The sequence below is a fragment of the Levilactobacillus parabrevis ATCC 53295 genome, assembly GCF_001434055.1.
In the GTDB taxonomy this organism is placed as follows: Bacteria; Bacillota; Bacilli; order Lactobacillales; family Lactobacillaceae; genus Levilactobacillus; species Levilactobacillus parabrevis.
Window position 1 is genome coordinate 1 of the sequence record NZ_AZCZ01000015.1, and the last position, 18,408, is coordinate 18,408.

18 protein-coding genes, 7 tRNA genes and 1 riboswitch are annotated in these 18,408 nt (G+C 48.8%); of the genes, 14 read left to right on the forward strand and 11 right to left on the reverse strand.

The annotated features are described in order from the left end of the window. Window positions 1–69 precede the first annotated feature (69 nt). From FD07_RS05300 to FD07_RS05330, 7 genes are all read left to right on the forward strand, one after another. A tRNA-Phe gene (locus FD07_RS05300) sits at window positions 70–142 on the forward strand. 5 nt (window positions 143–147) lie between these two features. Next, window positions 148–230, forward strand: a tRNA-Tyr gene (locus FD07_RS05305). Between the two features lie 7 nt (window positions 231–237). Beyond that, window positions 238–308, forward strand: a tRNA-Trp gene (locus FD07_RS05310). Window positions 309–322: 14 nt separating this feature from the next. Continuing rightward, window positions 323–395, forward strand: a tRNA-His gene (locus FD07_RS05315). A 60-nt stretch (window positions 396–455) separates the two neighbouring features. After that, a tRNA-Cys gene (locus FD07_RS05320) sits at window positions 456–526 on the forward strand. Between the two features lie 31 nt (window positions 527–557). Further along, window positions 558–642 (forward strand) — tRNA-Leu (locus FD07_RS05325). A 193-nt stretch (window positions 643–835) separates the two neighbouring features. Continuing rightward, window positions 836–1,774, forward strand: a complete 939-nt coding sequence (locus FD07_RS05330) for a C40 family peptidase (protein ID WP_020089209.1) — start codon at window positions 836–838, stop codon at window positions 1,772–1,774. A gap of 216 nt (window positions 1,775–1,990) precedes the next feature. Here FD07_RS05330 and FD07_RS05335 read toward each other — a convergent pair whose 3' ends face one another. Both FD07_RS05335 and FD07_RS05340 read right to left on the reverse strand, forming a co-directional pair. Beyond that, window positions 1,991–2,557 (reverse strand): matrixin family metalloprotease, encoded by a 567-nt coding sequence (locus FD07_RS05335; protein WP_020089210.1) that lies wholly within the window; start codon window positions 2,555–2,557, stop codon window positions 1,991–1,993. A 387-nt stretch (window positions 2,558–2,944) separates the two neighbouring features. Further along, window positions 2,945–3,265: a heavy metal-binding domain-containing protein gene (locus tag FD07_RS05340; RefSeq protein WP_020089211.1), complete on the reverse strand. Its 321-nt coding sequence runs from the start codon at window positions 3,263–3,265 to the stop codon at window positions 2,945–2,947. Between the two features lie 356 nt (window positions 3,266–3,621). Between FD07_RS05340 and FD07_RS05345 the strand changes: the two genes are divergently transcribed. Further along, window positions 3,622–4,218, forward strand: a complete 597-nt coding sequence (locus tag FD07_RS05345; protein ID WP_020089212.1) for a hypothetical protein — start codon at window positions 3,622–3,624, stop codon at window positions 4,216–4,218. A 92-nt stretch (window positions 4,219–4,310) separates the two neighbouring features. Here the strand turns inward: FD07_RS05345 and FD07_RS05350 are convergent, their stop codons facing one another. Both FD07_RS05350 and FD07_RS05355 read right to left on the reverse strand, forming a co-directional pair. Beyond that, entirely contained in the window at window positions 4,311–4,655 is a 345-nt protein-coding gene (locus FD07_RS05350) for a hypothetical protein (RefSeq protein ID WP_020089213.1), read from the reverse strand. Window positions 4,656–4,777: 122 nt separating this feature from the next. Beyond that, window positions 4,778–5,485 (reverse strand): hypothetical protein, encoded by a 708-nt coding sequence (locus FD07_RS05355; protein WP_020089214.1) that lies wholly within the window; start codon window positions 5,483–5,485, stop codon window positions 4,778–4,780. Between the two features lie 128 nt (window positions 5,486–5,613). After that, a riboswitch (SMK box riboswitch) is annotated at window positions 5,614–5,732 on the forward strand. Between FD07_RS05355 and metK the strand changes: the two genes are divergently transcribed. The 3 genes from metK to FD07_RS05370 all read left to right on the forward strand — a co-directional run bounded on the left by metK (window position 5,730) and on the right by FD07_RS05370 (window position 9,353). After that, complete coding sequence (gene metK / locus FD07_RS05360) at window positions 5,730–6,917, forward strand: methionine adenosyltransferase (protein WP_020089215.1); 1,188 nt, start codon at window positions 5,730–5,732, stop codon at window positions 6,915–6,917. (Overlaps the previous riboswitch by 3 nt.) Before the next feature lie 564 nt (window positions 6,918–7,481). After that, on the forward strand, window positions 7,482–8,957 hold the full coding sequence (locus FD07_RS05365) for an MDR family MFS transporter (RefSeq protein WP_020089216.1): 1,476 nt from the start codon (window positions 7,482–7,484) through the stop codon (window positions 8,955–8,957). 66 nt (window positions 8,958–9,023) lie between these two features. Next, window positions 9,024–9,353 (forward strand): DUF960 domain-containing protein, encoded by a 330-nt coding sequence (locus FD07_RS05370; protein WP_020089217.1) that lies wholly within the window; start codon window positions 9,024–9,026, stop codon window positions 9,351–9,353. A 51-nt stretch (window positions 9,354–9,404) separates the two neighbouring features. Here the strand turns inward: FD07_RS05370 and FD07_RS05375 are convergent, their stop codons facing one another. After that, a complete protein-coding gene (locus FD07_RS05375; RefSeq protein ID WP_020089218.1) occupies window positions 9,405–10,052 on the reverse strand; it encodes a deoxynucleoside kinase in 648 nt (215 codons plus the stop codon). A gap of 155 nt (window positions 10,053–10,207) precedes the next feature. Here FD07_RS05375 and FD07_RS05380 point away from each other — a divergent pair, with 155 nt between their 5' ends. After that, window positions 10,208–10,978: a Cof-type HAD-IIB family hydrolase gene (locus tag FD07_RS05380; protein ID WP_020089219.1), complete on the forward strand. Its 771-nt coding sequence runs from the start codon at window positions 10,208–10,210 to the stop codon at window positions 10,976–10,978. Window positions 10,979–11,326: 348 nt separating this feature from the next. Here FD07_RS05380 and pgmB read toward each other — a convergent pair whose 3' ends face one another. Further along, window positions 11,327–11,998: a beta-phosphoglucomutase gene (gene pgmB / locus FD07_RS05385; protein WP_020089220.1), complete on the reverse strand. Its 672-nt coding sequence runs from the start codon at window positions 11,996–11,998 to the stop codon at window positions 11,327–11,329. A gap of 13 nt (window positions 11,999–12,011) precedes the next feature. Beyond that, complete coding sequence (locus FD07_RS05390) at window positions 12,012–14,729, reverse strand: glycoside hydrolase family 65 protein (protein WP_020089221.1); 2,718 nt, start codon at window positions 14,727–14,729, stop codon at window positions 12,012–12,014. 280 nt (window positions 14,730–15,009) lie between these two features. On the opposite strand from FD07_RS05390, the gene FD07_RS05395 reads away from it, so the two are divergent. Together FD07_RS05395 and FD07_RS05400 are read left to right on the forward strand one after the other, a co-directional pair. Continuing rightward, the gene (locus FD07_RS05395) at window positions 15,010–15,207 is read left to right on the forward strand and encodes a hypothetical protein (RefSeq protein WP_373879002.1); all 198 of its coding nucleotides are present in this window, start codon (window positions 15,010–15,012) and stop codon (window positions 15,205–15,207) included. Between the two features lie 364 nt (window positions 15,208–15,571). Beyond that, on the forward strand, window positions 15,572–16,249 hold the full coding sequence (locus FD07_RS05400) for a CPBP family intramembrane glutamic endopeptidase (RefSeq protein WP_020089223.1): 678 nt from the start codon (window positions 15,572–15,574) through the stop codon (window positions 16,247–16,249). A gap of 131 nt (window positions 16,250–16,380) precedes the next feature. Here FD07_RS05400 and FD07_RS05405 read toward each other — a convergent pair whose 3' ends face one another. The 4 genes from FD07_RS05405 to FD07_RS05420 form a co-directional block, all read right to left on the reverse strand. After that, on the reverse strand, window positions 16,381–16,860 hold the full coding sequence (locus tag FD07_RS05405) for a MarR family winged helix-turn-helix transcriptional regulator (protein WP_020089224.1): 480 nt from the start codon (window positions 16,858–16,860) through the stop codon (window positions 16,381–16,383). Window positions 16,861–17,445: 585 nt separating this feature from the next. Next, window positions 17,446–17,529, reverse strand: a tRNA-Leu gene (locus FD07_RS05410). Between the two features lie 66 nt (window positions 17,530–17,595). Continuing rightward, entirely contained in the window at window positions 17,596–17,874 is a 279-nt protein-coding gene (locus FD07_RS05415; protein ID WP_020089225.1) for a heavy metal-binding domain-containing protein, read from the reverse strand. A 13-nt stretch (window positions 17,875–17,887) separates the two neighbouring features. After that, window positions 17,888–18,388, reverse strand: a complete 501-nt coding sequence (locus FD07_RS05420) for a VanZ family protein (RefSeq protein WP_020089226.1) — start codon at window positions 18,386–18,388, stop codon at window positions 17,888–17,890. Between the last annotated feature and the right edge of the window lie 20 nt (window positions 18,389–18,408).

Genomic DNA, 18,408 nt, shown 5'->3' on the forward strand with positions numbered 1-18,408 from the left:
GAGTCTCGTACAGACCGTTGTTATGTTATTAACAATTTAATACACAACAAACATATTACATGATGGTATGGCTCGGTAGCTCAGTTGGTAGAGCAATGGATTGAAGCTCCATGTGTCGGCGGTTCGATTCCGTCCCGCGCCATTTATGGTGGGGTAGCGAAGTCTGGCTAAACGCGGCGGACTGTAAATCCGCTCCTTCGGGTTCGGTGGTTCGAATCCACTCCCCACCATCATTATAGGGATATAGTTCAATGGTAGAACAACGGTCTCCAAAACCGTCGATGTGGGTTCAACTCCTACTATCCCTGTTTGTAATGTGATGGCGGTATTGGTGAAGTGGTTAACACACCGGATTGTGGTTCCGGCACGCGTGGGTTCGATTCCCACATACCGCCCTTAGATTGGTCATCTTGAATTATTTTCAGCTGATCCAATCAGATTGGATAGGCGATTATGGTGGTATAGCCAAGTGGTAAGGCAGAGGTCTGCAAAACCTTCATCGTCGGTTCAAATCCGATTACCACCTTTGACTGGGTGTATCCAATCAATATTTTTTTGCCGGAGTGGCGGAACTGGCAGACGCGCTGGACTCAAAATCCAGTGACCGTTGAGGTCGTGTGGGTTCGAACCCCACCTCCGGTATCACTAAGAACATGTTCGGTTTTCATAAAAGTAACGACAAGTCCTGTTCATTCAGGCTTGTCGTTTTTTTTATGACTGATTTTAACTAACAGCTTCGTCTATATTCTGTGTCCCGCCTGTGCCTCTTGTAACGGCCTACGGTTAGGCCTAAACTAAGATTATCATACATATATAGATAGGAAGTCTCAGGATAGTGAAAGCAAATAAACTGATTCGTTACGCGTTAATTGGGTTGATTGCTACTGGTGGCGGTATTTTATTGGAGCAAGAGCCTGCTCAGGCGAGTTACAACACCATGTTCGCCAGAGAAGGGTACTTCTCTACGCATGAGAAGGTGGACGCGACGTCTTCCTTTGATCGGAAAGTCAGCACCTATAAGTCGGTCTACATCACCCAGACGAAGCATGGAGCAGTTCGTAATGCCAGTCTTATGTTTTACAGCAAGCCACAGACCAGTAAATTCAATGGTTATGCGAAGCACTGGATCAATGTTCGCCAGTTGAAAAACGGCAAGGTCTACGCCTATAACGACAAGACGGTTTACGGTAATTATTTGGTGAGCTATCATCAGCTGAGCAAGGGACACGGCAGCAACATCAAGGCTGGATCACGAAAGGTCAACGTGCACTTCTCTAAGGCAGGGAACGTCCTATTTAAATACCAGAAAAATTTGCTCACGGTGCACTTGAGGAGTGGTCGGATCACACTCAATGGTAAGGCCACTCAGGCGCGGAATAACCGAGTCTTCAAGCGTGCTGTCCCCAAGCATGGTACTCGGGTAAATCGGCTGGTAGCGGACGCTAAACGCTATCTGAGCGTCCCTTATCGCTATGCTGGTCGTGATGCCTTTGGTGGGCTGGACTGTGCCTCGTTCGTTGATCAAGTCTACTTAGATGTCGAGCATCGTGACATCGGGGGAATGACTGGTGTACAGCAGAAACTCGGCAAACACGTGGCTGTCAGCAAGGCAAAGAAGGGGGACTTGCTCTTCTGGCAGATTGCTGGGCAAAAGTACACCTACCACGTGGCCATGGCGATTGGACACGGCAAGCTGATTGAGGAAGCGGGAAAGTCGGTTCATATTTCTAAGATAAGTCATCGTCATCCGCAGTTTGCTATTCATATGAAGTAGATGATAATAAACCGCTAGTACAGTGGAAGGATTTCCATTCTGTACTAGCGGTTTTTATTGGTGTATCGGGGATTTTTAAGCGGGCGTTTGATCGTAGTGATTGCGGGGATACCCGAAACCTTACAGGGGAGTTGGCGTCCTGCAGGTATTAAAAAATCCTAGCTGGACAGGCTAGGATTTTATCAGTCATATAAGAAAGTTGTTTTGTTAAATAGATTAGCCTTCGTAGGCGTCTTGTAAGCCGACCTTATCTTGATGGTCGATAGAAGCGTAACGATCGGAAGCGTACATTACGCTGGACTTGTCACCGGAGTGGCTCAAGCCTAAGGCATGGCCAATTTCGTGGGTGGCAACGTTGGTCCGTTGGCTCTTGGTGTAACCGTACTTAGTTAAGAGGCTCCGGTTCAACGTGGACTTAGCGGAAACGATTTGGTTGTTGTCGCTCTTCTTTAAGTAAGAGTAGTTCGTGTAACCCGCCAACTTACCGCTCTTAGTGCTTAATGACTTGGAAGAGGTTAAGGTAATGTCAGTTTTTTCGCCGCTCTTGGCAGCCTTTAATTGAACAACGCCAACCTTGTTCCAACGCTTAACGGCGTTCTTCCAAACGCTCTTGTAGTAAGAGGAGGAAGTGTTGGTCTTGTAAGTAATGGTGGTGTCATTCCAACTACCCCATGAAGGCGTTGGCTTGCTTGCGGATGCGAGGATCGTGGTACTGAAGCTTGCGAGGGTCAAGACGATGGTGGCGATTACTAAGACTGTCCATTTAACAACTTTCTTTAACATTTTAATGACCTACTTTCTTAATTCCGAACTATTTGTAATTCGGTTGTGTAATATCTTATTGACTATCGTTAGTATAAAGCGGGTCGTGGATCAGTTGTTATGCCACAATGACGAGTGTGGATAGTTTCCACGGGACAATATTGTGGAAGTGGATATAAACGACCAAAAAAAGCCCGTAACACCGCGAAAAGCGTTACACATCGGGCATTGTGGCCACTTGAAATATCGGTGCTAACTGACTATCTTTGGTTGTCCAAGCGCACAAAAAAAGACTGGATAAAGTAGAACTCTTTTTTTAGAGTCACTTTGTTCAGTCTGTTTAAAACGATATTTATAATCAGAGTGTAACGAACATTTGGTGGTAACACTTTCCCTATTGTGGGGTAATTAGCGATATTTGACGGCGGTTCCGTAAGCGGCAACGGATTGCATGTCTGTGCCAATGGAACCGGAATCAAAACGCATCATCACGACAGCATCTGCGCCCATGTCGATCGCGTTCTGTCGTAGTCGCTCGATGGCGATGTGGCGTGATTCATTCAGCATGGTGGTGTAATCCTTGATTTCACCACCGACCACGTTTTTCAAAGACGCACCGATGTTACGCATGATGTTTTTGGACTGGGTGGTCAGGCCAAAGACCTCACCTAGAACCTCGTAATCTTGTCCGGGAATCTTTTCAGTCGTTGTTACTAGAATTTCTGCCATAGTGTACATCCTCCTCAGATAGGTTACCCCTAATATACCGGTGTTGGGGGGGGAATACAACTTTGATAATTCAGAGAAAATCGTGCGAGAAAGGGGCTGGTCAAATCTCGAAGCCTTGGCAACGGATTTTGACTTGATTCGTCGGGATCTAAACTGCATGAATAGGCGATATCTGGCTGTATATCCAGTGGCACGACCCACTCCTCACCTTTTGCGGCTTAAAATCTTGCATATAACCGGTATCCTAGCGCCAGTATTAGCCAGACTGGCAATGTTATTAGCTGTTAATTGGGATAACCACATGTTAAGCTGTGACTTGTGGAGACCTAATAAGAGGTACCACCTAAGGAGAAAGCATGACGATAGAAGGCAGAGAATCACGACGTCCCCTGGAAGCACTAACGAACGAGACGCTGAATCAGCCATTATCACAGAAACAGCGCGACCAGATTGATACTTTCTTAGCTACCGAAAGGGCTCACCGGGAGGCTGTGATTGTGTTAGAGCAGTCGCTACACGCCCCCCTTGCGAACTACCATGATCAGCGGTTATTTTATCAGAACGTGAGTGACCTGACGCACTTTCGCCGGAACTTCTTCACGCGGATCGGTCGTTTCTTACAGAAGTCCGTTGCGGCAACCTATCAACTGGAGTTCTGGGATCGTGATTCCCATCAGAAATATTGTTTTCCACAGCATGAGCTGTCACGCGCGGACACCTGCGACATCAAGACGGGAACCGCGGTCGAAACGCTCACCTACGTACAACTGGACTATAAGATGCGGCGCACGTATGACATCCAAAATCATCACCTCTACCAGGTTAAAATGCAGTTTTACGTTGAAGGTCAGCCCTGTGACATGGTCGATGGGTTGATGCTCCTGCAGCAGCGGTTAGAGAGCCGTTCAGTGTGGCTCAAAGACGCCATTCTTCACATCAAGGATTTTACCTAAATCAAGTGACTAACCATCTGCTGCGAACGGTGGCAGATACATACGAAGGCAAAGAAAAAATCCAACCGCAAGCACGTTGCTGGTTGGATTCATTAGTTAGCTGACGACTGGGCAGCTAGGATGGTCGCTAATTTACGCTTAGTTGTGCCAACTTCGCCGCGTAACAGCGCTCTGTGACTGACAGGGATAATGTTGGCCATGCTGCGCTGATGGTCGCTAGCGTCTAAAATATGCTCATCCACAACGTAGATGATTGCGGGATTAACAACTAGATCCCAGTGGTGTTCAGCGTGAACGGATTGTGGTGATAGGGCTAGTGCGGTGATTAAGCTCTGACAAAAGCGATCAATCAAGGCAGCGTCCACAATGGTATTACCCGTTAACGTTGGCTGAAACTTACCACTTAGGATGTCACCGATCACTTTGATTTCAGGCATAGGGGTTCCTCCAATTTCAATGATGCCCCATTTTAACACGAGAACTCGGGGAGGGGGACCAAATACCTGTGAGCTTAGCGAAACTTTAAATTTACGCAACTAAATATTACTTTTCTGATGATTTAATCGAAAATCAGTAGGCCCAGGATGAGTTGGACGACACTGGTCGTGACCAGCCGGTAGTTATCGTTGATCTTGGGCTGGAGCCACCAATAAGCGACCGCTAACAGGCCGGCAATGACAATCTGACACGAGAAGCCGAGGGTAAGCAGTGTCAGTATCAAGATAGCGGGGGTGACGAGTGTCCAGCGCCAGTCGCGTTCCTTAGTTAAATAGTAAGGTTCGAAGAAGACCAGGTAGCTAGCGACTAACGGCACCATGGGCATTAGAAATTGCATTGCCAGGTAGTGATTGCGAAGAAAGAATAGGATCACCGGGACGCCACAACCGGCCAAGAAACTGAAGACTACGAGGCCATAGGCGGATTGCAGTCCCAATTGGGGAACGCATGCTAGGACCAGGAAGACGCACAGTAAAATCGCAAACAGTTGTAGCATATGATCGTGCGGGGCCGCCAGCAATCCCAACGTGGCTGCCGCAACCACGAAAATTGGACCGATGCGGGACTGAAAGTGACGTTTAAGAATCAGAAAGTAGCCAGCAGCGACGAGCATACCGTATCCACCAAGGTAGACCTTAATATTCGTAGCCAGGGGCGTTCCCGTTGCGGCGGTCGACCCGGCGACCCACCAAAGTAAATTTTGAAAAAAGGTGAAAATGAATAATTGTTGTACCGTCTTATTTTTTAAGAAGGCCATGATTGTGGTCATGGAATCGCTCCATTTCAACTGATTTAGTCTTATCCTTTATAATAGATATTGTTTTGACCCTGGTCAATCATTCTTTGCAAAAAAACGGCAAGGTTTCTTTTATCCCTCATTAATATATGTTAGAATGCTTAAGTTATGAGTCAATTCCCGATAGGATTCACGCATTCAGTGAAGCTGCCTTGTAACCGACTGGCGCGAGATTATCGGTCAACTCGTCGTCAACACTATCTAGGGGGAATATCCATTGCAAGAAAGACATTTATTTACGTCGGAATCCGTTTCAGAAGGCCATCCAGATAAAATTGCTGATCAGATCAGTGATGCCATCTTAGATGCTCTACTGGCTCAGGATCCGGATTCACGGGTTGCCTGCGAGACGTCCGTTACGACTGGCCTGGTGCTGGTCTTCGGTGAAATCTCTACCAAGGCATACGTGGACATCCAAAAGGTCGTTCGTCAAACCATTAAGGAAATTGGGTACACGGACGGTCAATACGGTTTTGACGGTGACAACTGTGCCGTCCTCGTCGCTATCGACGAACAATCACCCGACATTGCGCAAGGGGTCGATGACTCTTATGAAACGCGTGAAGGTGATGAAGATCCACTGGACAAGATCGGTGCCGGTGACCAAGGGTTAATGTTTGGTTACGCCATCGACGAAACGCCAGAACTGATGCCCCTCCCAATCACGCTGAGCCACGCTTTGATGCGTCGGATCGCCAGCCTGCGGAAAATGGGCACCATTGATTACTTACGGCCAGATGCGAAGGCAGAAGTCACCGTTGAATATGACGATGAGGGTAAGCCATTACGGGTCGACACCGTTGTCTTGAGTACGCAACACGATCCAGACGTTACGTTGGACCGAATTCGTCAAGACGTGATCGATCAAGTGGTTAAGGAAGTTATTCCCGCCCACTTGTTAGACGACAAGACGAAGTACTTCATCAACCCAACTGGTCGTTTCGTTATCGGGGGTCCTCAAGGGGATGCCGGTCTGACCGGTCGGAAGATCATCGTCGACACGTATGGTGGGGCTGCTCACCATGGTGGTGGGGCCTTCTCCGGGAAGGACGCCACGAAGGTGGACCGTTCAGCAAGTTATGCTGCGCGGTACATTGCCAAGAACATTGTGGCTGCCAAGTTGGCAACGGAATGTGAAGTCCAGATTGCCTATGCCATTGGTGTGGCGGAACCCGTTTCCGTTTCCATCAACACGTTCGGCACCGGGGTCGTTACGGAAAGCAAATTAGCTGCTGCCGTTCGTCAACTCTTTGACTTACGTCCAGCCGGCATCATCAAGATGCTCGACTTAAAGCGGCCAATCTACAAGCAAACTGCCGCATACGGCCACTTTGGTCGGACCGACATCGATTTGCCTTGGGAACACACGGACAAGGTCGATGCTTTAAAGGCTGCTTGCAAATAAGTACCACGATTAATTTCTAAAATGAAATCCCATCAGTTTGGCACTCCGCCGGCTGATGGGATTTTTGCGTTCGAGTTGTGTGGGTGAAGGTGGCGTTTCACGTTGCCAGGGGATTATCGGTTCTTAATAAACGTTTAGCCAAATCGGCTTGGGTTAAATGCTGTTGTTTCCGATGAACTATGAGCGATGTCTGTAATTTTAGCTGATCCATGGAAATCCGCCTCCGTTTACGTCTAGCATGCCACATTATGCAGAGCTTGTCTGTCAAAAGTCTTTGACATTGCCGTAAAGTCAGCACTTTGGCTTAGTTAGGTTAGAAAAAAACTAGAAGGTTGAAGATCCTGACCGTCAGCGCTGAAAAAAAACGCGACTTGTCGTAGCCTTAACGCGCAAGCAAAAAAAGACATTGGCTGGACCACCAGATTTATTTTCACCAGAAAGGTGTCCTTTCACCAGCAATCCGTGATAATATAAGATATTACTGTGTCAAACAGAATTTGGGAAGTAGCGCTGTTGGCTACTCAGTTTCGTTGTGTGGTGGGGCCCAACGGTAGGAGGAAAATTATGAAACAAACAAATGTTAAGGTCGTCACCATTGCCGTCTTTGTGGCAACCTTCATGTCTGCCGTTGAAGGAACAATCGTGTCGACCGCCATGCCGACCATCGTTGGTGACTTAAAAGGGGTGGCCCTGATGAACTGGGTCTTCTCCATCTTCTTACTGACCAGTGCCATTGCCACACCCATCTATGGTAAATTGGCCGATACCGTTGGCCGGAAACTGGTCTTTCTCGTGGGGCTGTTCATCTTTGTCCTGGGATCCACGTTATCGGGGATGTCCCACAGCATGGAGACGTTGATTGCTTGGCGTGCCCTGCAGGGAATCGGAGCGGGGGCCATCATGCCCGTGTCGTTCACGATTCTCGCCGATATTTACCCCGTTGAGCAGCGTGCCCGCGTGATGGGCCTCAATGGGTCTGCCTGGGGAATTGCGGCAGTTGTCGCACCACTATTGGGGGGATTCATTGTCGATCAACTGAGCTGGCACTGGATCTTCTTCATTAACATTCCAATTGGGATCGTGACCATGGGATTGATCTGGTTCTTTCTCAATGAGAACACAGAACGTAAGGCGTTTACCATGGATTGGGCCGGTTGTATCTGGCTGTCCGTGGGTCTCTTGGCAGTCATGCTGACGTTTCAGCTACTTGGTGAAGGGGACCTTAATATCGTGTGGGTGATTGGCGGCCTGATTGCTGCCATTGTCGCCTTTTGGGCATTTATTCGCCGCGAGAAGCGCACGGATGACCCACTGATTCCCATGGAATTGTTTAGCAACCGAACCTTTGTGGTCCAAAACCTGATTGCGGCACTCTTAAGTGGCTTTATCATGGGATTCGAAGTGTATCTCCCAACCTGGACGCAGGGGTTACTGGGATTGAAGGCCTCCGAAGCGGGATTTGCTATTACACCGAGCTCGCTGATGTGGATCGTTGGTTCCTTTATTGCTGGTAAATTATTAATGAAACGCTCACCATATCAGATTGTTAATATTAGTCTGACGCTGGTGCTGATTGGGGCGGTTATCATGGCGATTATTCCCGCTACCACGCCATTCTGGAGCTTCTTTGTCATTGCCGCGATCTGTGGGACTGGTTTTGGGATTACGATTACCACCACGACCGTGACGGTGCAGAGTAAGGTACCCGTGGCAGAGATTGGGGTGGCGACCTCCTTTAATACCTTGGCACGAACGTTGGGACAGACCGTGATGGTGTCCGTTTTAGGGATCGTCATGAACGTGGTGATGGCGCATGGCGTTGCCAGTCATCCCGGGACCAGCATGGCGATGATGAATAAGTTAATTAACCCACAAACGGCCAAGAATCTCCCAGCGCACCTGTTACCTACGCTACATGGTATTCTGTATCAAGGGTTACACCTGATTTTCATTACCGGGGCCTGCCTGATTGTGGTTTCATTCTTGGTCAACTTGCTCGACCGCCGAGGCACGCAGAGCTTAAGTGACCATCAAGCGTAATTATTCCCGTTTTAAGGGGAGATACGGTATAATAGTTCTAAATGACTGAGAGTGGAGGCGAAGAAAATGTTTGAAAATAATCATTCACGTTACGCCAGTTACGGTACCGTTGCGGCCTTGCCCGGCGACATGATCGACGCCGTTTGGGAGATCATCGACCAAGACCTCCAAGGGGTATTCCCGTTGGAGAATCTACTGACGTTTAAGCTGCATAACAACCAAGGGACGACTACGTTTGAATACGTCCAATTAGATGAAAATGATCATCCAGGAGCCCTGAGTGCGGGGTTCGATACGGATTTCGCTTATGCTCCCGAACTCCCAGATACTGTTCTGGCCTACGACGATGGTGACAGCCAGATTATCCTGCTGCCATCCGAAACGGCGGACCATTAAATTAAAAAACTCCCCCAAACCATTTCTGGCTTGCGGGAGTTTTTTGTCAATTTAGACCGTTGCGTCGGTCCGAATGTCTTTTAAGGCGTCATCAATTTGAGCCAAGACGAGTTCCGTATTACCTGGTTTGTCCAAGTCGTACTTTTGTAAGTCAATCTTGATCTTAGGACTGATGTCGTAGTCGGCGAACCAACCTTGGTAAGCCGTCCACATCTTTTTGTAGTAGGATTCCAATTCAGGATTGTTGTCGAATTGTTCGTAGTCCCGGCCACGCTTCTTGATCCGGTGAAGAATGGTGTCGAAGTCGGCGTCAGCGTAGACTAACAAGTCTGGTGCCTTCTTTGGGAGTTCGTTCAGTTCAGTCATCATGTTGTCGAGGAGTTGTAAGTAAACCTCGAGTTCGGTATCCGTAATGTTTCCTTCAGCGTTGTTTTCTCGCGTGAACAGGGCGTCTTCGTAGATCGAACGGTCGAGGACATTGTTGTCGTCCGCGAGGGCTCGTTTGATCATACTAAACCGTTTGTTCAAGAAGTAGATCTGTAGCAAGAAACCATATTGCTTTGGGTCCCGGTAGTAGAGTGGTAACACCGGGTTATCACCGACCGGTTCGAAGAATGCTTGCGTATTTAAATGTGATGCGATTTTTCCAGTTAGAGTCGTTTTACCGACCCCGATCATTCCAGCTGTAATTATCACCATGATAGCCCCTCTTTAATTAGAAATACAAGATATAGTGTACCATAAAATGACTGACTACTACATCTGCCGGGAAGAAAAATTTCCGCCATTTCCAGTACTTTGGTCATTGTTGTATAATGAAACCGTTGGTATTAGTGGATTAGGAGGTTGATTAAATGTATCAAGCAATCGTCTTTTTTGACTTGGATGGAACGTTATTTGACGACGACAAGAATGTTTTACCGACAAGTGTCGCAGCCATTCAAGAAATGCAACAACATCATATTCTACCAGTTATTGCGACTGGAAGAAACATTTTTGAGATTCAATATGTCCTGGATGCCACGGGAATCGATGCTGTGGTCAGTGCGAACGGCAGTTACGTCCAATATCAGGGTAAAAAATTAACTGCGGCCGTGATCGATCAGAAGACGTTAACGGCCATTACGGCCTTTGCCAAAGAGCAAGGTGATCCGCTGGGTTACTTTAACAACCAGGGCTTTCGCTTGAGTCAGGCAAACCAGGACACAACCGATAACTTTAAATTATTGCGGTTAGACGCGCGGGTCGATCCTACTTGGTATCAGTCACAAGACATTAACTTTTTGAACGTCTTCAACCGCGACAAGGAAAAAATCTACCGCGAGAAGTTCGCGGGGACACTGTCCTTCGTCCGCAACAATCCGCGCGCCTTGGACACCATGCAGACGGGGGTCACCAAACAGACGGGAATTCGCACGTTCTTGAAGGAAGCCGGCCTCGAGAAGGTTAAGACTTACGCCTTTGGGGATGGCTTGAACGACCTACAGATGTTTGATGAGGTCGATATCCCAATTGCCATGGGTAACGGGGTTTTCCAGGCCAAGAATAAGGCCGCGTACGTCACGGCTAGCAATATGGATGACGGCATCGTCAAGGGTCTGCGTCACTTCGGTTTGATCCAGTAAATCAGGTAACCAGTCTCGTTAGTATAGCGTATTTTGATTAGGAAGAATAGGGTCAAAAAGACGGGCGACACGTAGCCAATCTGCTCACTATTGCAGTGGGGGATGGCGGGTGTTGCCCTTTTATTGTTTAATTTGTGAGAACGTAAATTTTTCTAAAGTTGCCAATAAAGATGCGACTGATTGGCCATTTTTTACATTAGTACTAAGTAGGGGCAAAGCCAAGAGGGCGAAGGCAGCTGTCTTTTGACACACGTTTCTATACCTATAAAACAGCTTAATAAAAGGGCCCAGGGAGTTGGCCCAGGCCCTACTGATAGCAGATTGTTTATTTCAGATTGCGCGTTGTGATTAGCCTAACTTCTTTGCGATGTTCGCCAACGTTACGTCGGCCGTGTCGGCAAAGACCATGTCGGCGGCACCCAGTTCGGTGGCATCGCCGATTCCCAGTGAGACTTCACCGGCAGCGTTGATGGCTTGGACGCCGGCAGCGGCATCTTCGACCCCAATACATTGTTCAGGTGGCAAGTTTAACAACTGTGCCCCCTTGGTGTAGATCTCAGGGTCCGGTTTGCCATGCGTCAGGCTTGCTGGGTCGACAACCTTAGGGAAGTAGTCGGCCAGTTGTAACTTGTCCAAGACACGCGGGGCGTTCTTAGAAGCAGAGGCCAGGGATAATTGGTAACCCTTAGCCCGCAGATCGTCCAGGAAGGCCTTCATGCCAGGGAGAATGTTGGCGGGGGTCATCTTGTCGACTTCGGCCACGTAGTTTGTATTCTTCTTGGTTGCTAATTCTTCCTTTTGGGCTTGGGTGTAGTCGTTTTCCTTGCCCCCAGCCTTGAGAATCATTTCCAGGGAGTCCATTCGGCTAATGCCCTTGAGACCGTTGGCGAGTTCGTCGCTCCAGGCCACGCCGAGGTAGTCGGCCAATTGATGCCAGGCAGTACCGTGTAGGACGGAAGTATCGGTGATGACCCCGTCTAAGTCGAAAACGAATCCTTTAATATCAGCAAATTTTGTCATTGCGAAACACTCCTTAATATGAAATGGTTGCGGGTTGTTGCGGTTTTAGTGAAACTTCATGTTGACCAATAGTTAGTGTGGCGGCGTGATCGGCGGTTACCGTGACTTGACGGTGGTCGATCTCAAAGGTGTAACGGATGCCTCGGACCAGCTGGTGGAACCGAATGGCTCGCCAGTTTTCTGGCAAGTGGGGGTTCACTGTGAGTTGCGGTGCCAGGACATCAACGCCGGCGTAGTGCCGTGTGGACATCAGGGTAACGGCACCCATGACGCCGAGGTGGATGCCTTCAGCGGTGGTGCCGCCCTGAATGTCGTAATAGTCGGATAACAGGGCCTGTGAGAAGAGTTTCCACGACTGGTCCATGTTCCCCGCCATCGCCGTCAAAACAGCGTAGACGATGCGTGAGAGGGTGGAACCATGGGTCGTGCGGTCGAGGTAGAACTGGAGGTTCTTCATCAAGGCTTGCTGTGGTAAGTCATAGCCCAGTTGCTTGAGCAGACCCATGACGGCCGTAGCATCCAGACTGTAGAAGGCCATTAGCGCGTCGGCCTGTTTAGCCACCTGATAAGCGTCGGGCGTCTTACCCTCGGCCTTCAAGATGCGGTCCATCCGCGAGATGTCACCGTACTTCTTCTGATATTTGCTAAAGTCTAAGCGTGGGAGCTTAAAGTAACCCTCGAACTGCCCGATGATGCCATCTGGGTTGATATCGAGCTTGAGATGGTGGCTCACATCGGCGACTTCTTTGATCACGTCTTGGTTAAAGCCGGTCTTCTGGTCGGTGGCGGCAACCTGTGCCTGTGGTAAGGATTGCCGTAAATCAGTCAGCTGATTGAACAGCCAGGTGACCATCAGGTTGGTATAAGCGTTGTTGGCCAGTCCGGTTGAGTCGGCATTGGGATAATTTTCGTGAAATTCATCGGGACCCATGACCTGGTCGATCGTATAGCGACCGGTCTTGGTGTCCAATTTGGCCTTGCTGAGCCAGAACTGCGAGATTTCCTCCAACATTTCCAAACCGTAGTCGGTCATGAAGTCGGTGTCGCCGGTGATGTGCGTGTACATGATCACGTTGTAGGCCACGGCCAATGAGACGTGACGTTGCAGTGAGGAGTAGTCCGGATCCCAGGTGTTGGTCAGCGGATTCAAGTGAACGACTTGCGATTGCTCGTCGCCAACCTCACCAGATTGCCACGGATACATGGCCCCGGCGAAACCCGCGTCCTTGGCGTTCTGCTTAGCTGCGGACAGCCGCCGGTAACGGTACATCAGAAGTTGCTTGGCGAGTTGCGGATCGTGTAGTGCGTAAACGGGAAGATCAAACATTTCATCCCAGAAGACGTGGCCGCGGTAGGCTTCACCGTCGAGTCCTCGGGCGTTGACGGAAGCATCGATCTTGCCAGAGGCGATGGCCTGTGCCGAGGAGAACAGGTGATAGAGATTGACCCGGGTTAACTTCTGCGCGGTAATGTCTCCGGTGATCTGGATGTCGGCGCCGGCCCACCGCTGCTGCCAGTAGGCCGTTGAGCTGGCCAGGGTGTTGTCAAAGCTGGCTTGTTGAAGGTCAGCTGTGGCGGTCGTCATAAGGTCTGTCTTGGTTTCACGGCTGGTGAACAGGACCACGTTTTTTTCAAAGGTGTAGGTTTGATTAGGTTGGACGGCGACCGAGCGCATCTGTTGAATGTGTTGTTCGGCATTTGGTCGGGTATCGACTGGCGCATCGAGGGCCTTGCCGGGACCAACCAGCTGGGAACCAAAGATGAAGTTAACCTTGGAGGAGCGTGTGTGGCCTTCCAGGTAGATGGTATCGGGCTGTTGACCGGTGCCGGTTACCTTGATGTGGTGCTGATCGAAGGCGGCATAGCGGTCGACGTTACTGTTGATAACGCTACCATCAATTTCTGAATAGATCTGCAGGGTGCCCGCAAAGTTGAGGGGGGTCACACTGTAGCGAATGCCGAGACGATGCCAGTCCTTCATATTGGCGAGTTTCGTTGTTCTGATCTGTAGACTATGGCCAGTGGGAAGTTGAACCAGCATGGTCGTGGTTAAAGCCCCAGTATGGAGGTCAAGACTGCGGTAGATGTCTTGAATGTCGCTGGCTTTGATCTGAAATGGATTCTGATGGTCAACGCCAAAGGTCAGGGCCTGTGCATTGGGCAGGTTGACCAAATCCTCATTCGTCACCTGGCGACCGTTGATGTTAGTCGACAGTTGGTCGTAGAGACCCGCGGCGTACATGCCAGGATAGTTGTCGTGATCGGCATGGGCCTCGGTATAGGCCCCTCGTAGACCGAAGAAACCGTTGCCCACGGTGAGCATGGCTTCTTGGCCATAGTTGCGCTTACCTTGGTACTGGCCATAGTAGTCGAGGTGCCAGCTCAGATAGTTGCGCTTGGCAGTGAGAGCCGCATTTAGCCCTTGGTCAGCAATGGCCTGACTGCTGACGACGGGGATGTTAAGCATGTTGGTAATGGCAAGACCGATGTCGATTCGTTGGTGATTGATACCGACGACGGTGTCAGAGAAGGGGTAGCTCAATGCATTGTCGATGACGGCAGCGTCCACATCGAGCCCCGCTAACTTTAGTCGGAGGTTTTCCAAATTTTCACCGATAGCTTGATCCGAGTTGTAGGCAATTGTAAATTGACGCTGGGCAGCGGGTTGGCCGGCCGGTGCGTAACTCACCTGCAAGGAATTGTCTAAAACGTGTAATGTAATTATTTTCAAGCTTGATCGTCGTCCTTTCTGCTAAAACTTAGCGTATTATTCACTATTTATCTTAGGTTACCCACTGACAATAAGCAATTAATTCCCCTTAATTTTGTTAAAATTTACGTGAAGTAAAACGCTAAAGCGGCGCTGTTGCAAGCGATTGCACGATTCGAACTTTTACCTATTGGTTCGACCAATTGAGTGACCGAGCATCGGTAAAATAGGCTTCGATAAATTGGCAGAAACGTGGTAAGCTTTTGATATTGAATTGTGAAGGGAGCTAACGCTGTTGAAAGTGTTAACGATGATCCTAATTGTCCTGGCAACTGGCCTCATTATTGGCGGCACCCTCTGGGGCTTGCTGGCGTGGGCCCTCGTTGGTTGGATAAAGGTTGCGGTCGGTTTTGGTGGCTTGTTGCTGGCAACGGTCGTCAATTTCTTCTTATATTGGACGCTGTGGCCGCATCGACCTTTTGAAGATGACGATGAATAGGGAATTTTCCGGAAGACGAAACGCTTAAAAATAGACACAAAAAAAGCCATTACGATAAGTCGCAATGGCCAAAGAGTAAGGTTACAACATAATTGGGGGATTATGTTGTAAAAATTTCATCTACTTTGGGGGAGTAAAATGAAATCTGTCTGTTGAATGAGGACAGAAGCCTCACGCGTAAGTTGAAGGTTAGTCCAAACTTACCCGCAACCCTATAGTAACGCAGAACAAGAAAAAATGCCATTAAAAAATAAATATTTGGCAAAACTTTTGCGGTTTTAAGGGTGACCCGAGAAACGGCGGTAACCTAGATGGGTTACGGGTTTGTTCGGCAAAAAAACAAAGTGATAGAGGGAATGATAACGTGCAAATTAAGCAGCAACCAGTTAGCTATTGGAATTTTGGATGGGTCCTGATTATGATTGTCGTGACGTCGGTGGTTCAGATTCCACTGAATTTTATGGCGCACGGCACGACACTCCATCGCGGATTGTGGGCAGCTGGCTATCTGGTCGGGTTTACCGTGGCAATCGCGCTGGGTGCTTGGATCTTCCAGCGTGTGCATCCGGTGCACTGGCAGCGATTGACGCGTCAGGACTGGCAGTTGATGGTCAAGGGCTACGCGTTCATTATTGCTGCAGAGATTGTTTTAAACGTGGTCAATAACGTCTTCTTTGGTGAAACCAGTACGAAGAACAACGCCCTGATCGCGGATATCATGGGTCACAGCTCCTTGACGCTGGTGATGCTCAGTCTAACGGCTGTGTTGGCCTCACCCTTTCTGGAGGAACTGACCTTCCGGGGGATTCTGGTCGGGGGATGCTTCCCAGCCAAGATGTTTTGGCTACCGGTTATCACCAGTGGTGTCATCTTCTCGCTGGTCCACCAGAGTGACAATATCATCAGTTGGCTGATCTACGCGCTGATGGGGGGCACGTTCGCCTACATTTACCGGAAGACGGATAAGCTCCAGACAACGATCATTTTGCACGGCTTTAATAATTTGATTGCCGTCGCCGTGATGATTGCGACGCTGCGCTAAGATAATTGGGTGAATCAGAATCGGTGATTGCTTGCTCCAGAGGGGGCAGTCGCCCACCGGAAGCAACAGCTTTTAACCAATAGAAACAACAAAAAGGCCAACGCACTCACAAATGGGGGCGTTGGTCTTCTTTATTCGACGGTGTCGACTTCTTTTGTAATGAGCCGCTCGTTGCTGACCGTATCGAGCTGTTGCTTGACGGTCACCAGTTCAGTCATCATTGAATCAATTTCTTCTGACGACATCCCAAGTAGCGTTTGACATTGACCAATTCGTGAGTAGACTTCGTCACGCTTAGTCGTGGCCATTTCAGTCAAGTGAATCAGGACTTGGCGTTCGTCGGTTTGGCTCCGAACCCGGGTGACCCAACCTTGCTTTTCAAGTCGCTTCAGCAGCGGTGTCAACGTACCACTGTCTAATTCCAAGCGTTCACCAAGCTGGTGAACCGTCAGAGGCGCCTTTTCCCACAGAACAAGCATTGCAATGTATTGGGGATAGGTTAAGCCAAAGGGTGCTAAAGCACTCTGGTAAAAATGATTAAATTTCTTGCTGGCCGAATAGATTGAAAAACATAACTGTTCATCCAACAATACGGGGTTAACGTCTGTCATCGTATTGGCCTCCTTTCGTTTACTTTCCAGTGTATTGTATACAATTAAATTGCCGCTGGCAAGTAAAATACCTCAGCTTGCCCGCCATGGGCCTATCTGGTCGCGTGAATAACCAAAAGGCGAGACAATTCAGCAAAAATGTAACATCACAATAATTATATAGCATATCTATAGGTAAATACAACGATTGTTGACGAAATTAGTTTTATTACACATTTAAAATTTAGGGGAGTAGTTAGTTCGTAAAGGGTATGTGTGGTTGTGCCCAGTAACTTACGATAACTTAAAAACTAAACCACTATTGGTGATCAGGCCGTAATGCTAACTCGGCAGGAAACCTTGTGAAAATATGGTTAAAGTGGTCAATTGATTACCTGGTTGATAAGACCGTCTAAGTATACCAGAAGATTTAAAAATAAAAAGTTAAATTTTATAGATATGATAATGAAAGTCTAGTGAAAGGAATGTGGCTTGGTGCGCGGTGGGGAAGCATCAACGTTGATACTGAATTGAATACTGGGGATAAAAAATAGGAGCCTTGCTAGACGTTAATCTAACAAAGCTCCTATATCAGGTTATTCGTGATGCCCCGAGCAGGATTCGAACCTGTACTTGATCTCTCAAACAGCGACCTGAACGCTGCGCGTCTGCCAGTTCCGCCATCGGGGCAACTCAACAACAAGTAATATATTACACTATCCGTGTATAAATGTGAACCCTTAATTTAAATTTTTTTTATTTAGGGAATTTAACGGCCGTCCCGTAGCCGTGAACCACTAGAAATTTTGGGGCAACATTCATCTGGGCGATCTCGGTATTGAAGCGAACTTCAATCAGACCGTCTGCGCCCATTTCTTGTGCTTTCTTCATCAACGCTTGCTTGGCCTCATCGAATAGGCCATCGAAGAGTTCGAATTGATCCGGCTTTTCCGACCGCAACATGGTGTGTGTCGTCGCGGTCAGGATGCCTTGGATCTGGTGGGACCGGTTTAAGCCCCCAGTTGTCATGAACATCTGTAATTCCTCCTCATTTTAAAACCTGGTAATGGCGTTGCAGGAGCAGCATGCAGGCCGCGCCAATGATGACGCCTGTGCAGTTAGTCAGAACGTCATTGATGTCGACCCAACGGCCCAGACCGACCAGCCAGTTAAAGATGGCCTGACCACTCTCAAGCGTCAAACCAGTGGCAAGACCGGCGAGTAGCCATTGGCGCCACCGATGCTGACTATGGTTGTATTGCCAGATAACGCCTTGCGGAATGGTCATGACAATGTTCAGCCAAAATGACAGGTCGACACTGGCCGGTTGCAGGGGCCAAATGACCCAAGTGCCGCCAGCAATCCAAAAAGTTTGAATTTGGCCAACACTACTCCCCAGCGTAATAGCGACTGGCGTCCACGTCAGGGCGTTTAGTCCCCAGCAACCCAGCCACCACCAGATTCGGCGGTAACGTCGCTGATGCCAGTCCCTGAGGCTCAGTATGGCCCACAGTAGGCTGACACCAATAAATGGAATCCATCGGACCATGTTTAGCGCCTCCTAACATT